At 46.3% G+C, this 17,783-nt stretch carries 13 protein-coding genes and 1 pseudogene; 13 read left to right on the forward strand and 1 reads right to left on the reverse strand.

What is annotated here, in order from left to right; translation table 11 throughout:
- The 12 genes from BUB16_RS20135 to BUB16_RS20190 form a co-directional block, all read left to right on the forward strand.
- Positions 1 to 2,817 (forward strand): SusC/RagA family TonB-linked outer membrane protein (locus tag BUB16_RS20135; RefSeq protein ID WP_073068497.1); only part of this gene is annotated, 2,817 nt, incomplete at its 5' end.
- Between the two features lie 16 nt (positions 2,818 to 2,833).
- The gene (locus BUB16_RS20140) at positions 2,834 to 4,390 is read left to right on the forward strand and encodes a RagB/SusD family nutrient uptake outer membrane protein (protein ID WP_073068499.1); all 1,557 of its coding nucleotides are present in this window, start codon (positions 2,834 to 2,836) and stop codon (positions 4,388 to 4,390) included.
- A gap of 61 nt (positions 4,391 to 4,451) precedes the next feature.
- Positions 4,452 to 6,038: a hypothetical protein gene (locus BUB16_RS20145; RefSeq protein WP_073068501.1), complete on the forward strand. Its 1,587-nt coding sequence runs from the start codon at positions 4,452 to 4,454 to the stop codon at positions 6,036 to 6,038.
- A gap of 190 nt (positions 6,039 to 6,228) precedes the next feature.
- Positions 6,229 to 7,182, forward strand: a complete 954-nt coding sequence (locus BUB16_RS20150) for a sugar phosphate isomerase family (RefSeq protein WP_211483253.1) — start codon at positions 6,229 to 6,231, stop codon at positions 7,180 to 7,182.
- Positions 7,182 to 7,991: a PIG-L deacetylase family protein gene (locus BUB16_RS20155; RefSeq protein WP_073068503.1), complete on the forward strand. Its 810-nt coding sequence runs from the start codon at positions 7,182 to 7,184 to the stop codon at positions 7,989 to 7,991. The genes BUB16_RS20150 and BUB16_RS20155 overlap by 1 nt, the downstream gene beginning before the upstream one ends.
- Before the next feature lie 41 nt (positions 7,992 to 8,032).
- On the forward strand, positions 8,033 to 9,073 hold the full coding sequence (locus BUB16_RS20160; protein WP_073068504.1) for a Gfo/Idh/MocA family protein: 1,041 nt from the start codon (positions 8,033 to 8,035) through the stop codon (positions 9,071 to 9,073).
- Between the two features lie 76 nt (positions 9,074 to 9,149).
- Complete coding sequence (locus BUB16_RS20165; protein ID WP_073068506.1) at positions 9,150 to 9,983, forward strand: class I fructose-bisphosphate aldolase; 834 nt, start codon at positions 9,150 to 9,152, stop codon at positions 9,981 to 9,983.
- A gap of 166 nt (positions 9,984 to 10,149) precedes the next feature.
- A complete protein-coding gene (locus BUB16_RS20170; RefSeq protein ID WP_211483254.1) occupies positions 10,150 to 11,283 on the forward strand; it encodes a Gfo/Idh/MocA family protein in 1,134 nt (377 codons plus the stop codon).
- A gap of 10 nt (positions 11,284 to 11,293) precedes the next feature.
- Entirely contained in the window at positions 11,294 to 12,319 is a 1,026-nt protein-coding gene (locus BUB16_RS20175) for a carbohydrate kinase family protein (protein ID WP_073068508.1), read from the forward strand.
- Between the two features lie 32 nt (positions 12,320 to 12,351).
- On the forward strand, positions 12,352 to 13,719 hold the full coding sequence (locus BUB16_RS20180) for a purine-cytosine permease family protein (RefSeq protein ID WP_073068510.1): 1,368 nt from the start codon (positions 12,352 to 12,354) through the stop codon (positions 13,717 to 13,719).
- A 308-nt stretch (positions 13,720 to 14,027) separates the two neighbouring features.
- Positions 14,028 to 15,410 (forward strand): sulfatase family protein, encoded by a 1,383-nt coding sequence (locus tag BUB16_RS20185; protein WP_211483255.1) that lies wholly within the window; start codon positions 14,028 to 14,030, stop codon positions 15,408 to 15,410.
- A gap of 149 nt (positions 15,411 to 15,559) precedes the next feature.
- Positions 15,560 to 16,174 (forward strand): 3-keto-disaccharide hydrolase, encoded by a 615-nt coding sequence (locus tag BUB16_RS20190; RefSeq protein ID WP_073068512.1) that lies wholly within the window; start codon positions 15,560 to 15,562, stop codon positions 16,172 to 16,174.
- A 37-nt stretch (positions 16,175 to 16,211) separates the two neighbouring features.
- Here the strand turns inward: BUB16_RS20190 and BUB16_RS22380 are convergent.
- Positions 16,212 to 16,487 (reverse strand): annotated as a pseudogene (locus tag BUB16_RS22380) (IS256 family transposase); the annotation flags it as partial.
- 78 nt (positions 16,488 to 16,565) lie between these two features.
- Here BUB16_RS22380 and BUB16_RS20195 point away from each other — a divergent pair.
- Positions 16,566 to 17,642: a FecR family protein gene (locus BUB16_RS20195; RefSeq protein WP_073068513.1), complete on the forward strand. Its 1,077-nt coding sequence runs from the start codon at positions 16,566 to 16,568 to the stop codon at positions 17,640 to 17,642.
- The last annotated feature ends 141 nt before the right edge of the window (positions 17,643 to 17,783 follow it).

Here is a 17,783-nt window from a genome sequence, read left to right on the forward strand (position 1 = left end):
ACCCAGGAAGTTCCTATCAATGGAAGAACCGAGTTTGAGATAGAAATGGTATCGCAAGCTATTACCGGCGAAGAAATGGTCGTAGTTGGATATGGAACTCAAGAAGAAATAAATGTAACTGGGTCTGTTGAGTCAGTAGATTTTGGGGATGAAATTACAAATCGACCAGTCACCAATGCTTCTCAAGCTTTAGGAGGTAAGGTATCGGGTTTATGGGTAAGTCAAAACTCAGGTCAACCAGGTAATGACGATGCCCTGTTGCGAGTGCGAGGATGGGGAACGCTAAATAATTCCAGTCCAATGGTAATTATTGATGGGGTTGAAGGATCAATGGCTCATATAAATTCAAATGATATCGAAAGTGTATCCGTCTTAAAAGATGCTGCCAGTGCTGCTATTTATGGCTCGAAAGCAGCTAATGGCGTTGTATTGGTCACTACTAAAAGCGGGGAATACGATGAACAACCCCAAGTGAGGCTTTCAAGTTATATTGGTTTTCAATCTTTGGCAAGAACGTATGATATTATTGACAACAGTGCTGAATATATGGGCCTTTGGAACCAAGCCCTTATTAACCAAGGATCTGATCCTATATTCCCGGAAACTGTAATAAATGATTTTAGAAATAATAGCGACCCATATCGTTATCCCAATACTAATTTTTTTGAAGAAGTATATAGGACAGCTGTTATAAATAAACAAAATATATCTATCAGTGGAGGTTCGGAGAGCGTCAGATATTTCCTTTCTCTTAATCGGCTGAATCAAGAGGGAATTATGAGAGAAACAAATTCTGAAAGCTATGGAGTTAATTTAAGAATTGAATCTAAAATTAATAATTGGTTGAATATAGGAGGGCGAGTAAATGGTGAGAAGCAGAATGCACAAGAGCCATATGACATGGGGCGCATTCCTTATGTGTTTGCCAATGGGGCATACCCGTTTATAGCTCCTTATAATAAAGATGGAAGTTTTGGCGCTGTTCAAGCTTTGAATAGTGATGGAGAAATGATTGTAGGGAATCGGAATCCATTAATTGAAGCATATAATGGTTTTGATAAAAGTGATGAGTTATATACAAGAATGAGTTCTTTTGCTGAGTTTAAGTTTGCAGAGTATTTAAATCTTAAGTCTGATTTTACTTTCCAGCAAAGTAATATAGTAACTGACAATTATAATGAAGCACCTGTGGGGTATACCTCTACTGGTACAAAGGCTGTAAATTTGGATAATTATCAAATCGAAACTTTAGAGGCAAGCAGGCGGCATGTATATAACTTGAATTATCAGTGGCAGAATATACTTAATTTTGACAAACAATTTGGTGAAAACCACGATGTCTCAGCAATTGCCGGCATGCAGATAGAAAGCAAAACGATAAAAAGTGCTTTTGCAAGAAGACAAGAACAACCTAAAGAGGGAATAACTCAAGTGAGTGCAGGCACTGCAGGAATAATAGCTGAAGGTAATATGCAGGATTTTCGAATGGTTTCATATTTTGGACGCGTTAATTATGATTTCTCCGATAAATATCTGTTTGAAGTAAATGCCCGGGCTGATGCCTCGAGTCGTTTTGCAAAAGGTAACAGATGGGGAGTGTTTCCAGGCATTTCTGCAGGTTGGCGAATTACGAATGAAGAATTTATGGCCGACCAAAATATCTTTTCAGACCTAAAAATTCGTGGTTCTTGGGGAAAATTAGGCAATCAGGATATTGCTGGATATTGGCCGTACTTAACTACTATCACCCAAAATTTTGGGACGAGTTATAATTTTGGAGGTTCTCTTGCTCCGGGTGTCGCTGTTACGTCTTTGGTTGATGAGTCGATCACATGGGAAACGACTACCGTTTCAGATGTTGGTTTTGAAATGTACTTTTTAGATAATCGACTGTTTTTTAAAACGACATTCTTTGATAAAAAAACCGAAGATATTATTGTTCGACTACCAATCCCCCAAACGTTGGGTGGTGTTGGTGCACCCTTAGAAAATGTAGGAGAAATGAATAACAAGGGAGTTGAATTAAATGCTAACTATACAAATGCTACAGGTAATAGTGATGGACTCAGTTACAGCATAGGTGCAAACTTTTCCTATGTTACAAATGAAGTTACTAAATTTCGGGGGGGCAATTCACCCGATCAATTATATCTGATTCGGGAAGGGTATTCATATAGGTCTCTTTATGGATATAAGGCTACAGGTATCTATCAAACCGATCAGGAAGCGCAGGAGCATATGCATGCAAATGCCTTTACTCCTGAAGCCGGTGATCTTCGATATGAAGATGTCAATAAGGATGGAGCATTAAACTTCCAAGATAATATGTTATTGGGGAATACAATCCCTAAATATACCTTTGGAGCTAACATGGATTTTTCTTATAAGGGATTTGATTTAAATGTTTTATTTCAAGGAAGAGCTGGGGTAACAGTTAATACTCAAGATTCATGGACAAGACCATTGGGAATTTCAGGGGGAACCATTACAAAACGCTGGAGAGAGGCTTGGACTCCTGAAAACACGGACACGGACATACCACAAATTACAATTGATGATAATTGGAATAGCCGAAACTCTTCATTCTGGATGAATGATCTTTGGTTCCTTAAGGTAAAAAACATTCAGTTGGGATATACACTATCCAGTATAGCAGGATTAAATAATGTAAATGTCTATATAAATGCTCAGAATTATTTTACGTTAGTTTCTGAAGACTATGAGGGTTATGATCCTGAAAGAAGTACTTTTACTTCAGGATATAGTACTTATCCACTTCCGAAAACAATTTCTTTTGGTGTAAATATCAACCTTTAAAATAATTTTGATAGTTATGAAAGCATGTAAATATGGTTTAATGGTGGTGTTGTTATCTATTTTTAATGGTTGTGGAGACAGTTTCTTAAATGTCTTGCCGGAGGATTCCATTACCAGTGAAACATTTTGGGAAACCGAAGAGGATGTAAAATCTGCAATCAACGGTATTTATCCTGTCTTGAAAGAACGAAGTATGTATGGTCATGGACCCAAGATGGACGCTATAACGCCTAATGCCTATCAATGGAATGGTACAGAAGAGCAGATAGGAAGGGGCACTATCGATGCGGGAACCGGTGGAATGGTTAGTGCTCGCTGGACTAATTGTTACAAAATAATCTCCCGGGCCAACCGCTTTCTTGAGAATATTGAAAATGTCGAATCATTAAACGAAAAGACAAGGATGGCATACATCGGTGAAGCGTATTTTTTGAGAGGGATTGCCTATTCATTATTAGCTGATACCTATGGTCGAGCTCCTATTATTACAAGCATAATTGGGGTTGAAGAGGCAAGAGAACTTAGTCAGTCTTCTACAGAAGAAACCTGGAATAGAGCCATTGCTGATTTTGATGTAGCCATTGAAAATCTTCCGGTCGATGCATCTCAGAAAGGTCGGGCTACCAAAGGTGCTGCATTGGGAATGAAAATGAGAGCTTATCTGTATCAAAACAAATATCCTGAAGTTTTAACAGTAGTTGAGCAAATTGAAGAACTGGGTAAATACGCTCTGTTTTCCAGTTACAGAGGATTATTTCTTGAAGAAAATGAAAATAATCAAGAAGTGATGTTTGATCTTCAAAATATGTCAGGAGATTTTGATCAGGGAATGCCGAGATTAGGTTGGGAGTTACCGGGATTAAAAAATGCCCCAACTGCTGGATGGGCAGTGCCAACGCAAGATTTAGTGGATGCTTATGAAATGGCGGCAGAGGGAACGCAACTTACTCCTGAGAATCCCCGCGTTCCTTCCGAAGGACCGTATCAAGGACGAGATGCTCGCTTATATTTTTCGGTGATACTTCCAGGAACTTATGTTGGAGATTATCTTTTTAATGATGATGCTCAAAATCATGTAGGTCAGCCTATTAAGAATTTCGCTATGAGAAAATATGAAGATGTAATGGCGAATGGGGAGAGGCCAATTTTGGGAAAAGAAGCCTTGAATTTTATTGTGCTGCGTTATGCATCGGTAATTTTAGCAAAAGCAGAAGCATTAATTGAAACTAATCAGAACATTGACGAAGCTATTTCCTTAATTAATAGAATCAGAACCGAACGAGATGACGTGACAGTCTCTCCCCTGTCTTTGGGGTTGTCTCAGGCAGAAGCACGAGAGTCACTTAGACACGAACGTCGTATTGAATTTGCTCTGGAAGGACTTTACTGGTCTGATATTAGACGTTGGGAAATTGGTCCTGACATATATCCGATGGAAATTCGTGGTAGCGATGGAGGCTTGGTTGAAACGAGATATGAAGGAGGATATGAAATTCCTAAAGATCTTGTATTTCCAATACCTGATAATGAGATATCATTAAATTCAAATCTAACCCAGAATACTGGTTGGTAATATTTATAATTTTTATTCGAAATTCGTCAACTTGTATATAGTTACAGAAAATTAGACTAGCATGAGAAATATAGATAGACGCGATTTTTTGGAAAAAAGCATAATGGGTGGATTGGGTATTTTCGCAGCTCCATATAGAATATCGCAAGGTAAAGTATCTCCCTCCTTTTTCTCTCCATCAACTATAACTGATTCTACGCAGAAGGTTGGATATGCTGAACGAGATATTACACCGGAGATCGGTATGGAAAAACCTGGAGGATATGGTAAAGTTTTCCACAATTCATTACATGATCCGTGTAAAATCCGAGCTACTGTATTTGATGATGGGCAAGACCGTGTTGCTTTGGTAGGGATCGATGCCTTGATGATTCCAAGACAAATAGTATTAAATGCTCGTGCGTTGATCAATAAGCAGTGTGGGATTGCTCGTGATGCGGTGATGATTGGGGCAAGCCATTCGCATTCGTCAGGTCCTGTTGGAATGGTACAACCAGGGCAGTATGACCACGCTTCGGATCTAGTTCAGAAGCTGGCTTATCAGAAATCGTCCTGTGCAAACCCTAGATATCTTAATCTAGTTAAAAAAGCGATTGTGGAGGGGGTCTGTGAGGCCGATAAGAATCGAGAAAAAACCTATTGTGGCGTAGGTGTGGGAACCGAAAATCAAGTAGCTTTTAACCGGCGATTCTACATGAAAAATGGGATTACCTATACCCATCCTCGTCAGGGTAACCCTGATATTATTAAAACAGCTGGACCAACAGATCCAGAAGTCGGAGTAATTGGCACATGGAACACTGAGGGAGAATTAATAGGGTGTATCGTTAATTTTGCTTGTCACGCTACAACAAATCCAGGAGGTATTTCTGCGAATTATATATACTATCTGGAGAAAGTAATTAGAGATATATATGGATCTGAAGTTATAGTTGTATTTTTAAATGGGGCATCGGGTGATGTTACGCAAGTTGATAATCTTACACCATATCAACAATATTCAAGCGGAGAGCAAGCTGCCCAAGTTGTTGGCGGTCGCATAGGTACTGAAGTGGTGAAAGTATTACTTAAGATGGACCAGGGTTCCTTATTACCAATTAGTTTTAAAAGTAAAAAGTGGAATATACAGCGACGTGTGCCTAAACCTGAAAGGATTAAGCGGTCTTATGATATAGTTCAAGAAGATCCTGAAAAGGTAGGATCAACAAAATGGACTTTTTCCAAAGAAATTTTAATGCTGGATGCTTTGCTTGAAAAATCAGCTAAAGCTGAGGTTGAAGTTCAGGCGATACAAATTGGACCAGTAGCTTTTCTATCAGTTCCAGCAGAATATTTTTGTGATTATGGTCTAGAACTTAAAAAAAAGAGTAATTTTGTAAATACATTTCCGGTATCTATGGCTAACGGTTGTGTAGGCTATGTCCCTACAGAGGACGCTTTTGGTGACCATGGTGGTGGTTATGAGACTAGGCTAACATCCTATAGTAACTTGGAGCCGACGGCGGGACGTCAAATGCTTGAATCTCTATTAAAGCTTACTTCCACCATGACACCTGGTAAGGTCCCTGAACCGCCTCCTGCTCCTGAATTTCCTGGAGAGGGGTGGTCATATGGGAATGTTCCCCCAGAACTAGGTTTAAGTAGTTAAAATGCTAATTAGATTTCAGCAAAAAGGAAATTAAATATAAATATATAAATAATTTAAATAGTAATTATTCTAACTGTTTCAAATGGTCATAGTACATGAATGTAAAAATGAGCTGAATATATCATCTGCATAATAAAAAAATTAATTACTAAATGTACAACATAACTACAACTAATGATGAGGGACTATTGTGATAAACTTACTATCGACGCTTAAAGGCTCGAAACTGGAATCGTTTTTTCCGGCGGCTTGGGATCTGTCCCAATGGGATGCCTGCGTAGGGGATACCCCCGAAGCTATTTTTGAGCGCCAGGACCACTGGCATTCGGGGTTCACGGTTCGCCAGGCCGATGAGGTGCCGGATTTTAATGTGATGATGGGCCATGAGCTGGCCACCGAAATAAGAAACTGCCGGGCCGAAGGACGCCGGCTGGCCCTGATTCTGCCGGCTGGTCCGATGGGCATGTACCGGTGGGCATGCTATTTCCTGAGCGAATGGGGCGTGTCGTGCGATCATGTGACGGGATTCAGCATGGACGAGTGGTCGGATGAGGAGGGCCAGACCATCGGGGCCGATGATCGCCGATCGTTCGAGTCGGCCATTACAGACGCTTTTTACGAGCCGCTGGGTGAGCTGACGGTCCCGGAGGCCCAGCGGTTTTTTGCCACCCGGGAGGTGATTGCCGAATACCCCGACCGGATAACAGCCCTTCGCGATGAGGGGGCCAAGCTTGTGGTCGTCTACGGTATTGGTCGGGCCTGCCACATCGCCTTCTGGGAGCCGCATTTTGGGGAGGAATTTGGCACCGACGAGCAGTGGCGTGAGCAGCACTACCGGATCGGGGCGGCCCTGCACCCGCTGACCATCGAACAGAATGCGCTCACCAGCTTCAAGAGCCGGACGACTCATATCCCGGCCTACGCGAATACGATCGGGCCGGCGCTCTTTTCCCGTGCCGACTACGCTATTGGTGGCGCTGACGGGGAATTCGGCCGGGGCATGCAGTGGCAGGGGCTGTCCCTGTGGGTGACCCTGCGCCACCCGGTGACCCGCCACGTGCCGTCGACCTGGATGACCCAGACGCCGGGCACCCTGTTTTTCACCCGGGCGCTGGCGGGGCCGCTGGAGGCGGAGACAAATTGATGGGAGAAGAAGGGAACGGGAGGGTGCTGGCGATCATGGCGCACCCGGATGATATCGAGATACTGGTCGGGGGTACCCTGCTGCACCTGGGGGCAAACGGGTGGGAGCTGGGGATGGTGACCATGACCGCAGGGGACTGCGGGTCGAGCGGGGAACGAACCAAAGAGGAAATTTCTCGCATCCGGCGTGGGGAAGCGGAGGCGGCGGCCCGCTCTATTGGGGCTTGGTACGGCTGCGCAGGCATGAAGGATGCGGAAGTCTTTGTCAACAAAGGAAGCATCCGCACTGCGGTGGAACTGATCCGCCGCTTCGACCCGGATGTGGTGATCACGCACTCGCCGTCGGACTATATGCTCGACCACGAGGAGACGGCCCGGATTGTTCGCGGGGCGGTGTTTGCCACGGCGATTCCCCTGTACAAAACCAGGGCTACTACGCCGGAGCCACCGATGCCGGCGACCCCGGCGCTGTATTACGCGGATCCGGTGGAGGGAGTGGATCCCATGGGACAGCGTATTTACCCGCAGTTTTATGTGGACATCAGCTCCCAAATAGAAGAAAAACGAGGGCTGCTGAGCCACCATGCCTCCCAGCGGGAGTGGCTACGCAGCCACCACGGGATCGATGAATACCTGAACCGCATGATGGAGTGGGCCGAGGCCTATGGACGGGAATGCGGGGCCGGTTACGCCGAGGGACTGCGGCAGCATCTTGGCCACGGCTATCCTCACGAGCCTCGCTTGCAAAAGGCCCTGAAACCCTATATTCATGCGCGAGACAAGCAAATGGAGACGACAGATACGCCATAAGTATAGTTCAATAGAACAGATAATAAAAAAAGGAGATAACAATGGAAGAGTTAAATGTAGGCATTGTGGGACTCGGTTGGGTCGCAGGTGCTCATATTAATGTATTCAAAGAAGTCGAAGGAGCTAACGTCACCGCTGTATGTTCCAGGCGCGCCCTGGATGAGGAGGCCCTGGAGCGGGAGCATGGGATTCCACTTAAAGCCTACCAGGATTACGAGCAGATGCTCGCCGATCCCACCCTGGATATTATCGATATCTGCACGCCCCACCCGCTGCACCCCGGGCAGGCAATTGCGGCGGCGCAGGCCGGCAAACATGTTATTATTGAAAAACCGATAGCGCTAACCTACGAGGATGCCCGGGAGGTTGGCCAGGCGCTCGAGGAGGCCGGGGTGCAGGCCTGCGTGTGCTTTGAGCTGCGCTTCAGCAGCCAGGCGATGAGCATCCATTCGATGCTGGACCGGGACCTGCTGGGGGACCTGCACTACGGGGAGATCGATTATTATCACGGCATTGGCCCTTGGTACGGTCAGTTTCCCTGGAACGTGAAAAAGGAGATGGGCGGCAGCAGCCTGCTGACGGCCGGAATACACGCCCTCGACCTGCTGCTTTGGTATATGGACGGGGAGGTGGAGGAGGTAACCAGTTACAGCACGAAAACGAAAAGCGAGCTGTTTGCCCCCTATGAGTATGATACCACCTCGGTTACGATGCTGAAGTTCAGCGACGGCCGGCTAGGAAAGGTGGCCTCGGTGATTGACTGCCTGCAGCCGTATTATTTTCATATCCAGCTGAACGGCAGCGAGGGCAGCCTGCTGGATGATAAATTTTACAGCAGTCGCCTGGAAGGGACCTCCAAAGACCGTTGGAGCCAGCTGGGAGTGCCGCTGGTGGATTCGGGCGATGTCGACGACCATACCTACCTCCCGCAGTTTCAGTCGTTTGTGGAGAGCATCGGCCGGGGGGAGCCGATGGAGCTGACCAATTTTGAGGAAGCCCTGGCCTCCCACAAGGTGGCCTATGCGGCCGACCAGTCGGCAGAGACCGGGCGCCCCGTCCAACTCTCAGAGATCGATGGATGAGGTATGCATAAGGGAGGCAACCTACAAGGATTAAAAACTATTAATTATATAAATCATTTTAGAACAAGGAGAATCAATGAAAGAAAGCAGGCTTAATAGATTATTTAACAGGGAATCGGGCCACTGTTTTGACGTGGCCATTGACCATGGATTTTTTAACCAGTTTGGTTTTTTACAGGGCATAGAGGATATCCAAAGCTCGGTGGAGACCGTCATTGAGGCGGGCCCCGATGCGATACAGCTGACGATTGGGCAGGCGCGGCACCTGCAATCTGTGGCGGGCAAGCAAAAGCCCTCGCTGGTCTTGCGGACGGATGTAGCGAATGTGTATGGCTCGGAGCTCCCCGAGGTGCTGTTCAGCCGCATGATTGAACAGCCGGTTGTCCAGGCCATCAGGCTGGATGCAACCTGTGTGGTGGTCAACCTCTTTCGAATACCTGGCGCACCGGAGGTGACCGACCAATGCATCCAGAACATTTTAAAATTGAAGCCCCTGTGCGATCACTACGCGATGCCGCTGATGATCGAGCCGCTGGTTTTTCAGCCGAATGAGCAGAAGGGCGGCTATATGGTTGACGGTAACATTGAATTGATTATGCCCCTGGTGCGGCAGGGTGTTGAGTTAGGCGCCGATATCATTAAAGCCGATCCCACCGACGATGTGGACGAGTACCACCGGGTCGTGGAAGTGGCCGGATCCATCCCCATATTGGTTCGGGGTGGAGGACGCGCCAGCGATCAGGAGGTCCTCCAGCGCACACACAGGCTTATGCAGCAAGGGATAAAAGGCATTGTGTATGGGAGAAATGTCATCCAGCATGCCCATCCGAAAGCCATGACCGAGGCTCTGATGGGGATTGTCCACGAGAAGGCCACCCCCGATGATGTGATGGGACTGCTGGAGAACTGATCTAACTGCTGAGATAACCTGAAAAGACCGACCGAAGCAAAGGTAAAGGAGACTTATACCCAAGAATATGGTGATAAGTTTTCCTCACTCCTTTGCTACAGTTTAGGCTATAAATCTAAAATATATATAGTTGAATTATTAATTGTTCAATTTCTAAAAATTGATAATGATGAACAATATCGCAAAGGTAGGAATTATTGGTGGGGGACTGATGGGCAAAGAGGCTGCCAGTGCATTTGGGCGGTGGTTTGCGCTTAATGATTACCCCGTTGCCGTTGAATTAAGCGCCGTATGTGATCTGGATGAGGAGGTACTGGGTTGGTATGAGCAGATTCCTTCGGTTCAGCTCATAACCTCGGATTATGAGCAAATACTGGCATCCGACCAGGTAGATGTGGTCTATGTCGCCCTGCCGCATCACCTGCATGAGGAGTACTACATTGATATCCTGGAGTCGGGCAAGGACCTGCTTGCTGAAAAGCCTTTTGGGATGAACCTGCAAGCGGCCAAGAATATTTATGGGGCCTTCGAAGCCTCATCCAGTTTTGTGCGGTGCAGCTCAGAGTTTCCGTTTCTGCCGGGAGCCCAGCGGGTCATAGCGGAGATCAACTCCGGCCGGATGGGCGATATTATGGAAATTCATGCCGGATTTCTGCATGCCAGTGATCTCAATCCCCAAAAACCGATCAACTGGAAGCGTCAGTCCCAATTTTGTGGTGAAATTGGAGTGATGGGCGATTTGGGCATTCATGTGATCCATATTCCCCTGCGGTTGGGATGGCAGCCCCGCCGGCTGTACAGCCAACTTCAAAAAGTGATCACCAGAAGACCCGACGGCCAGGGAGGTTGGGCCGAGAGCGATACCTGGAATAATGCAACATTAACGACGGATGTGAACATTGAGGGTAAGGATATCCCGATGACCCTGGAAATGAAACGATTAGCGCCGGGCCAGAAGAATTCCTGGTACATCGAAGTATTGGGAACTGAGGGAGGCGTGAGATACAGCACCAAGGATACGAAAACCCTGTGGACGTTCCGCCGCGGGGAGGAGCAGGCTTGGCAGCAAATTGATCTCGGCTTCCAGGGCCCTTTCCCGACGATTACGGGAGGTATTTTTGAGGTGGGCTTTCCCGATTATTTTATGCAGATGCTGGCCGCCTATTTTGCCGAACGGGAGGGATCTTTAAACGGCCGTTTTGGTTGCCTTACCCCCCAGGAAGCCCTCATGAGCCATCATATATTTCAGGCGGCATTGGAGTCCAAGCGCACGCAATCAGTGGTAGAAATCACCTATTAACAATTCGGATATGCACACAAAGGAAAGAGCAGGTATTTTGGCCGGGGGAAATTGGATCATTGATCAGATCAAAGTGATTGACCGGTATCCGGAAGAGGAGAAACTATCCAATATTGTAACAGAGTACACCGGTAATGGCGGGGCGCCTTTCAATGTATTAACGGCCCTCTATAACATGAACGCCTCTGTGCCGCTTAGGGCCATAGGGGTCCTTGGAGAGGATGATAGGGGGGATATGATTCTGCAGGAATGCCGGAAGATGGGCATAGATGCCCGGCAGCTCACGAAGCTATCGGGGGCTGACACCTCCTACACGGATGTGATGACAGCTACGGAGACCGGCAAGCGTACCTTTTTTCATTATCGGGGCGCCAATGCGCTGTTAGAGGAGGAGCATTTTGATTTTTCCCGTGCCAACGTCCGGATCTTTCATCTCGGATATCTGCTGCTGCTTGACCGGCTGGATGAGGTAACCGATGGCGGCCTCACCGGAGCGGCCCGCGTTCTTAAAAGCGCGAAAGAGGCCGGACTGATGACCTCCGCAGATTTGGTTAGCGAGCAATCCAACCGGTACCAAGAGGTAGTCGGATCTTCGTTGCCGTTTATTGATCTGCTTTTTCTAAATGAATATGAGGCCGAAAGGCTAACAGGGGTCACCATAGCGGGCGAGGCGGGAAGGTTTCAGGCAGCGCAGGCCCGAAAGGCCGCCGAAACTATATTGGACCGAGGCGTCCAGGCATGGGTGCTAATCCACGCCCCACAGGGAGTCGTAGCGGTAAGCAAGGAGAAAGAATACCTCCCGCAAGGGGGCCTCAAGGTACCGCCTGAGCAGATTAAGGGGGCCGTAGGTGCGGGAGATGCCCTGGCCGCTGGCGTGCTGTATGGGGTGCATGAACACTGGGAGATGAGCAAGAGTCTCGCCCTTGGAGTGAGCGTAGCCGCGATGAGTTTACGGGAGGTAACCTCAACGGGGGGTATTAAGCCCTGGCAAGAGTGTATGGCTTTGGGAAAACAGTTTGGGTATAGGAAAGTATAATAACAAACAACGACAATAAAACGGGATAGGTCATGGAAAAAACAGATAGTTCATTGCAGTCAAATGAGGTCGGTGATGCGGTACGTTCCCGCTTGCCACGGGACAAACGCATGGGGTTCTGGAGCAATACCTTTGTCCTGTGGGGCTTGGTGTTGGTGGTTTCAAGCCTGCTGGTAGGTGGGATGGTGGGGACGCAATTGCCGTTTAAGGAAGCCATGATTGTGATTCTTATGGCGGGAGTGTTTAACAGCGTCGTTTCGATATTGATTGGCATTATCGGGGCCCGGACCGGATATACCAGCGCGATGATCTTTCGGTACTCCTATGGCAAAATGGGCGTACTGCTGCCGAATTTTATCATCGCCCTTACCACCTTGGTGTGGTTTGCGGTGATCTTAAATTTAACAAGAGATGCGTTTGTGGATATGATGGGGATCGGAAGTGGTTCTCCGGTGTTGTTTTGGGCGATTACCATTTTGATGGCACTTATTTTTTTGATCCCCGCCTATAAACAAATGAAGTGGATCGCCTACGTGGATTATTTGGCGGCCCCGGCCATCATTATAATACTCGTCGTTACCATCTGGGGCGCCCTGGACGTGGGCGGGGGCCTGCAGGCGGTGATCAGTCAGGCGCCGGTTGCTTCCGCCTCGGCCCTGGTGGTGTTCACCTCAGCCGCGGGTGGCTGGCTGCATGCGAACACCGTGATCTCTGATTTTACCCGCTTCTATAAAAATGGCAAGCAGGCGGCCCTTGGACTGTTTCTTACCTACGGGGTCTTGATGGTTTTTCAATACATCGGAGCAACGCTTGGAGCACTGGCAACTGGTGAGTGGAATATTTTCCTTATCATGGAAGAGTTTGGGATGCTGGAGATTACCTTTTTTGCCATTTTTCTGGGCTCCTGGTCAACCTCGATGGCGGCTATTTATTTCGGAGCCAATATGATGTCCGCTCCCCCGATTCCCGAATATAAAAATGAAGAACAAACAAGAAAGTTAGTGCTACTGATTTCCTGGGGGATTGCCTTGTGTTTTGCCTGGTATGGGCCGGATGAGATCTTTAATTTTTTCCTGCAATTCTTGTCCTGGGTATTGGGCCCCATTGCGATTACGGTAATCATCGATTACTGGCTGTTTCCCGAAAAGAGAAAGCTCTATGAAACCAAGGGAGGCCTCCCCGATATGTCGTTTAACCCGGCTGCCTACCTGGGATGGATGGGAGGGTTTTTGGTCGGTTACTTTAGTCAGGAATTCTTTATCTCCCTGCTCAATGGTATGGTCGTTGCGGGCGTGCTCTATTATGGATGGATGCGCTATGCCTTGCGTGCAGGGACCACTCCGGAACAACAACTCAGCCTGCTCTTTTCCGGTACCACCCCGGCCGATGAGGGCGAGTAACAGATATTAGGTAGCAATGATATCGAAAATTATATGGACTATTGGGTTAGTGAATAATGGGTTGAGTTTATGCCTTAATAGTTAGCTAAAACAGGCTTTTTAAATAAAAGTTCTGAAAAATACGGTCGATTTTTGAAAACGGTTGAAATGACTATCGCATGATTTTGAGTTTCTTATCGAGAAAGTTAACGGGTAAAATATCCCTATAGATGAAACAGATCAAAAAGATAGGTAGAGGATGTCTTTATTTGATGGTTGGATATTTTTTATGGAGTTGTAACGTAGAACGTAATAGTAATAAAAATGCGTTGCAACCAAATATTGTCCTTATCGTCACCGATAACCTGGGTTACGGCGATATTGAGCCTTTTGGTTCCGAAATAATCAGAACGCCCAATTTAAATCGGATGGCGAAGGAAGGGCGAAAATTCACCCATTTTTATGTAACAGCAGGGGTGTGCACTCCCTCCCGGGCCTCCATCATGACGGGGAGTTATGCTCAAAGAGTAGGAATGGATTACAACGATCGGGACGGAAATGTGTTGCGGCCCATTTCACCTTATGGTCTTCATCCTGATGAGGTAACCGTAGCGGAAGTAGTACAGCAGGCCGGATACGCAACAGGAATCATCGGGAAATGGCATTTGGGAGACCAAAAGCCGTTTCTACCAACAAGACAGGGATTCGACTATTTTTTTGGCATTCCCTATAGCGATGATATGACCCAGGTGGTAGGCCAACGGATAGGGGAGCGGCTTGACGGCAAACGATGGCCCCCCTTGCCGTTGATGCTGAATGAAGAAGTTGTGGAAGCAGGGATAGACCGGAATTTGTTGACGAAACGATATACCCAAAAGGCTTTAGAATATATCGAAGCACATAAAGATACTTCCTTCTTTTTGTATATACCTCAAGCTATGCCCGGCAGTACCAAGAAACCGTTTGCAAGTGAAAAGTTTCGGGGTAAAAGTCAAGGTGGTCCGTGGGGAGACAGCGTAGAAGAGCTGGATTGGTCAACGGGAGAGATTATGAATAAGCTGGAAGAACTTGAAATCGCAGAACATACCTTGCTGATATTCACCTCCGATAATGGTGCTCCAATGGGTGAAGATCTCTCGGGGATGGAGCGGGGTACAAACAGGCCGTTATACGGACGTGGATATACCACATCAGAGGGAGGGTTTCGGGTGCCAACGCTTATGTGGTGGCCCGGCACAATTCCCGGGGGTACAGTACATGGAGAGCTGGTTACAACAATGGATCTGCTGCCTACCTTTGCTCATTTGGCGGGTGGAAAACTGCCCGATGCTCGAATCATAGATGGATATAATATATGGCCATTATTAAAGGACACTGCGAGTACTCAATCGCCATATGACGTATTTTATTATTATCATCAAGAACAATTACAGGCCGTTCGCCGGGGACCCTGGAAACTTTTCGTACCATTAGAGGAATTCAGCCAGCATCCTCATTTTAGAGAAGGCGAGGGACATGAACCACTGTTGTTTAATGTGAGGGAAGATATTTCATCGCGCCATAATGTAGCAAAAGCAAATCCGAAGGTAGTGGAGGAGCTCATGGAATGGGCGCAGAAAGGTAGAAGAGATTTGGGGGATACCAATAACCCTGGAAAGAACCAACGACCGCCGGGAAAAATAGAGAACCCCGTTCCCGTTAGCATGAAATAAATAAATCTGGTTAGGTTTATAATTAAAAAAAATGAAGTACAAGTAGTGCAATTATATCGAATAAATATATAATATACCTAATTTATGCTTATACCAAAACTTTTGATGCATAAATAAATAGTCAACTATTAAATTAATAAATCAGAGTCATGAAATATTTTTTACTTCTATGCACTACCTTCTTCTTTTTCAGCAGTCCGGCAAGCGCTCAGGAATTTAAATCCCTGTTTAATGGAGAAGATCTCTCCGGATGGAACGTTCACGGGACCGAAAAATGGTATGTTGAGGATGGAGAGCTGGTCTGTGAAAGTGGCCCTGACAGAGAATACGGCTACCTCTCTACGGAAGAAAACTATAAAAATTTTGTATTAGAACTGGATTTCAAACAGGAATCCAACGGCAACAGCGGGGTATTTATCCGGTCAAGCCTGGAGGGGACGAAGATCAGCGGCTGGCAGGTAGAGGTAGCGCCCCCAGGATCTCACACGGGAGGCATTTATGAATCGTATGGCAGGGGATGGCTCATTCAGCCCAGCCCGGAAGAGGAAAAAGCAGCTTTGAAACCCGACGACTGGAATCACATGACGATTCGTGTGGAGGGAGATGAAGTGACAAGCTGGCTGAACGGCCGGCAGATGGTACACCTGAAGGATGAAAAAATTGGGGAGGCAACCGGTTCCATTGCCCTTCAGATTCATTCTGCTACTCCTGAAAACGAAGTGAAAGTCCGCTGGAAAAATATCAGGATAAAGGTTCTTGATTAGATTGGAGGTAGTGTAAACTAAACTCTATCTGGTTTGTTTATTTATCAGGGTTACGGGTTAAGACCAGCGGAAACCGATCTCTAAATCGATTGGCCAGTTGCTGGACCGTTAGCGTCCAGTTTTGCAGGAGACTTGTCTATTTCTTCCGATTTTTTTGATCTCCAGCTATCTCAACTTGAGTAAGGCTAGGTCACTGGTATAAGTACCTTTAAGTCTTGGTCACCTTGCAGATCTGCCGGTGGTAGCCTTCTACGGCATTGGTGGCGCAAATTAATCTTCGGATCGGGGGCTTATACTGGAAATAAGTTGTTAACCAAATAAAAATACGGGACAACAGTTGATTGGCTGTTTCTATATGAGTGAAGTAAAAAAGTCGTAATCAGTAGTAAGTATGAATAATAATAAACTGGAACAGTTATTAGCGGATTCCTCCTTTGTGTTGTGGTTGCGAGGGGAATGCTCGACCAAAGAAAAAAAACGGTGGGATGAGTGGCTTCAGGAATACCCCGATTATCAGGGCTTAGTTCGAGAAGCAAAAGAGATCGTTGTAGCAGTTGATAGCGAATATGATATCCCGAATCCCAAAAAAGAGCTGGAAAGATTGGATCGGGTTATTGATGAATATGAAAGCCGCCAAAAACAAAAAAATGTGATTTTTACTTTTTCCAGTGATAATCAACCATACCGCATGATCGGTAGATGGGCGGCAGCGGCGGCTATCATTATTGCGGTTATGCTGGGTGGTCTGATGGGGTATTATGCTAACAAAACAGAGCAGTCGGCGAGCCAGAAAATTGTAGAAATCCCAAAGATAGAAAAATATCAGACTGATTACGGGGAGAAACTTACGTTTCGGTTAAGTGACGGGTCCAGAATCACTCTCAACGGAAATTCTTCGCTCACCTTTTCTTCTACTGTTGAAAAAGGACTCAACACCGAAGTTCAGCTGGAAGGAGAAGCCTATTTTAATATCGCGCATCTGGAAGAGGAAGACCAGCGGACCTTTACCGTGCAAACCGACGACGGATCGATCCAGGTATTGGGGACCCGTTTTATGGTAAATACCTTTAGGAATGAAACAAAAACCGTGTTAGAAGAAGGGAAAGTGGCCATTCAAAATACGGGGTCATCAACCGACTATGAACTTACACCCGGCCAGCTGGCTCGGTTTAAGTCCCACGACAACAAGATTACCGTTAAAGAAGTGAATACGCAGCTTTATACATCATGGATTAAGGACAAGCTCATTTTTGAAAATACCTCTATGGAAGAGGTATCCGCCCGTATTGAAGATACCTTTGGGGTTGAGATAATCTTGGGTCATTCCTATCGCAATGAAACACTTTCCGGATCTATTAAAAGTACCAATATAGACGTATTAATAGAAGCACTGGAAGAGATATTGAAAGCGGATATTGAACAACATGATAATCAGCTGTTAATTGGAATTGATAGACAAAGAAAATAGAATCGTATAAATAAACTGAACAGAAAGCTCGAATTCAATAAATGGGATAGATATGAAAAAGATACAATGGATTATGATGGTATTAATAGTGTTGTTGGTCATGCAGGGGGCTAAGGCACAAGGTTCGTCATCCTCAGATGA

This window comes from Fodinibius roseus (assembly GCF_900129315.1).
Lineage (GTDB): Bacteria > Bacteroidota > Rhodothermia > Balneolales > Balneolaceae > Fodinibius > Fodinibius roseus.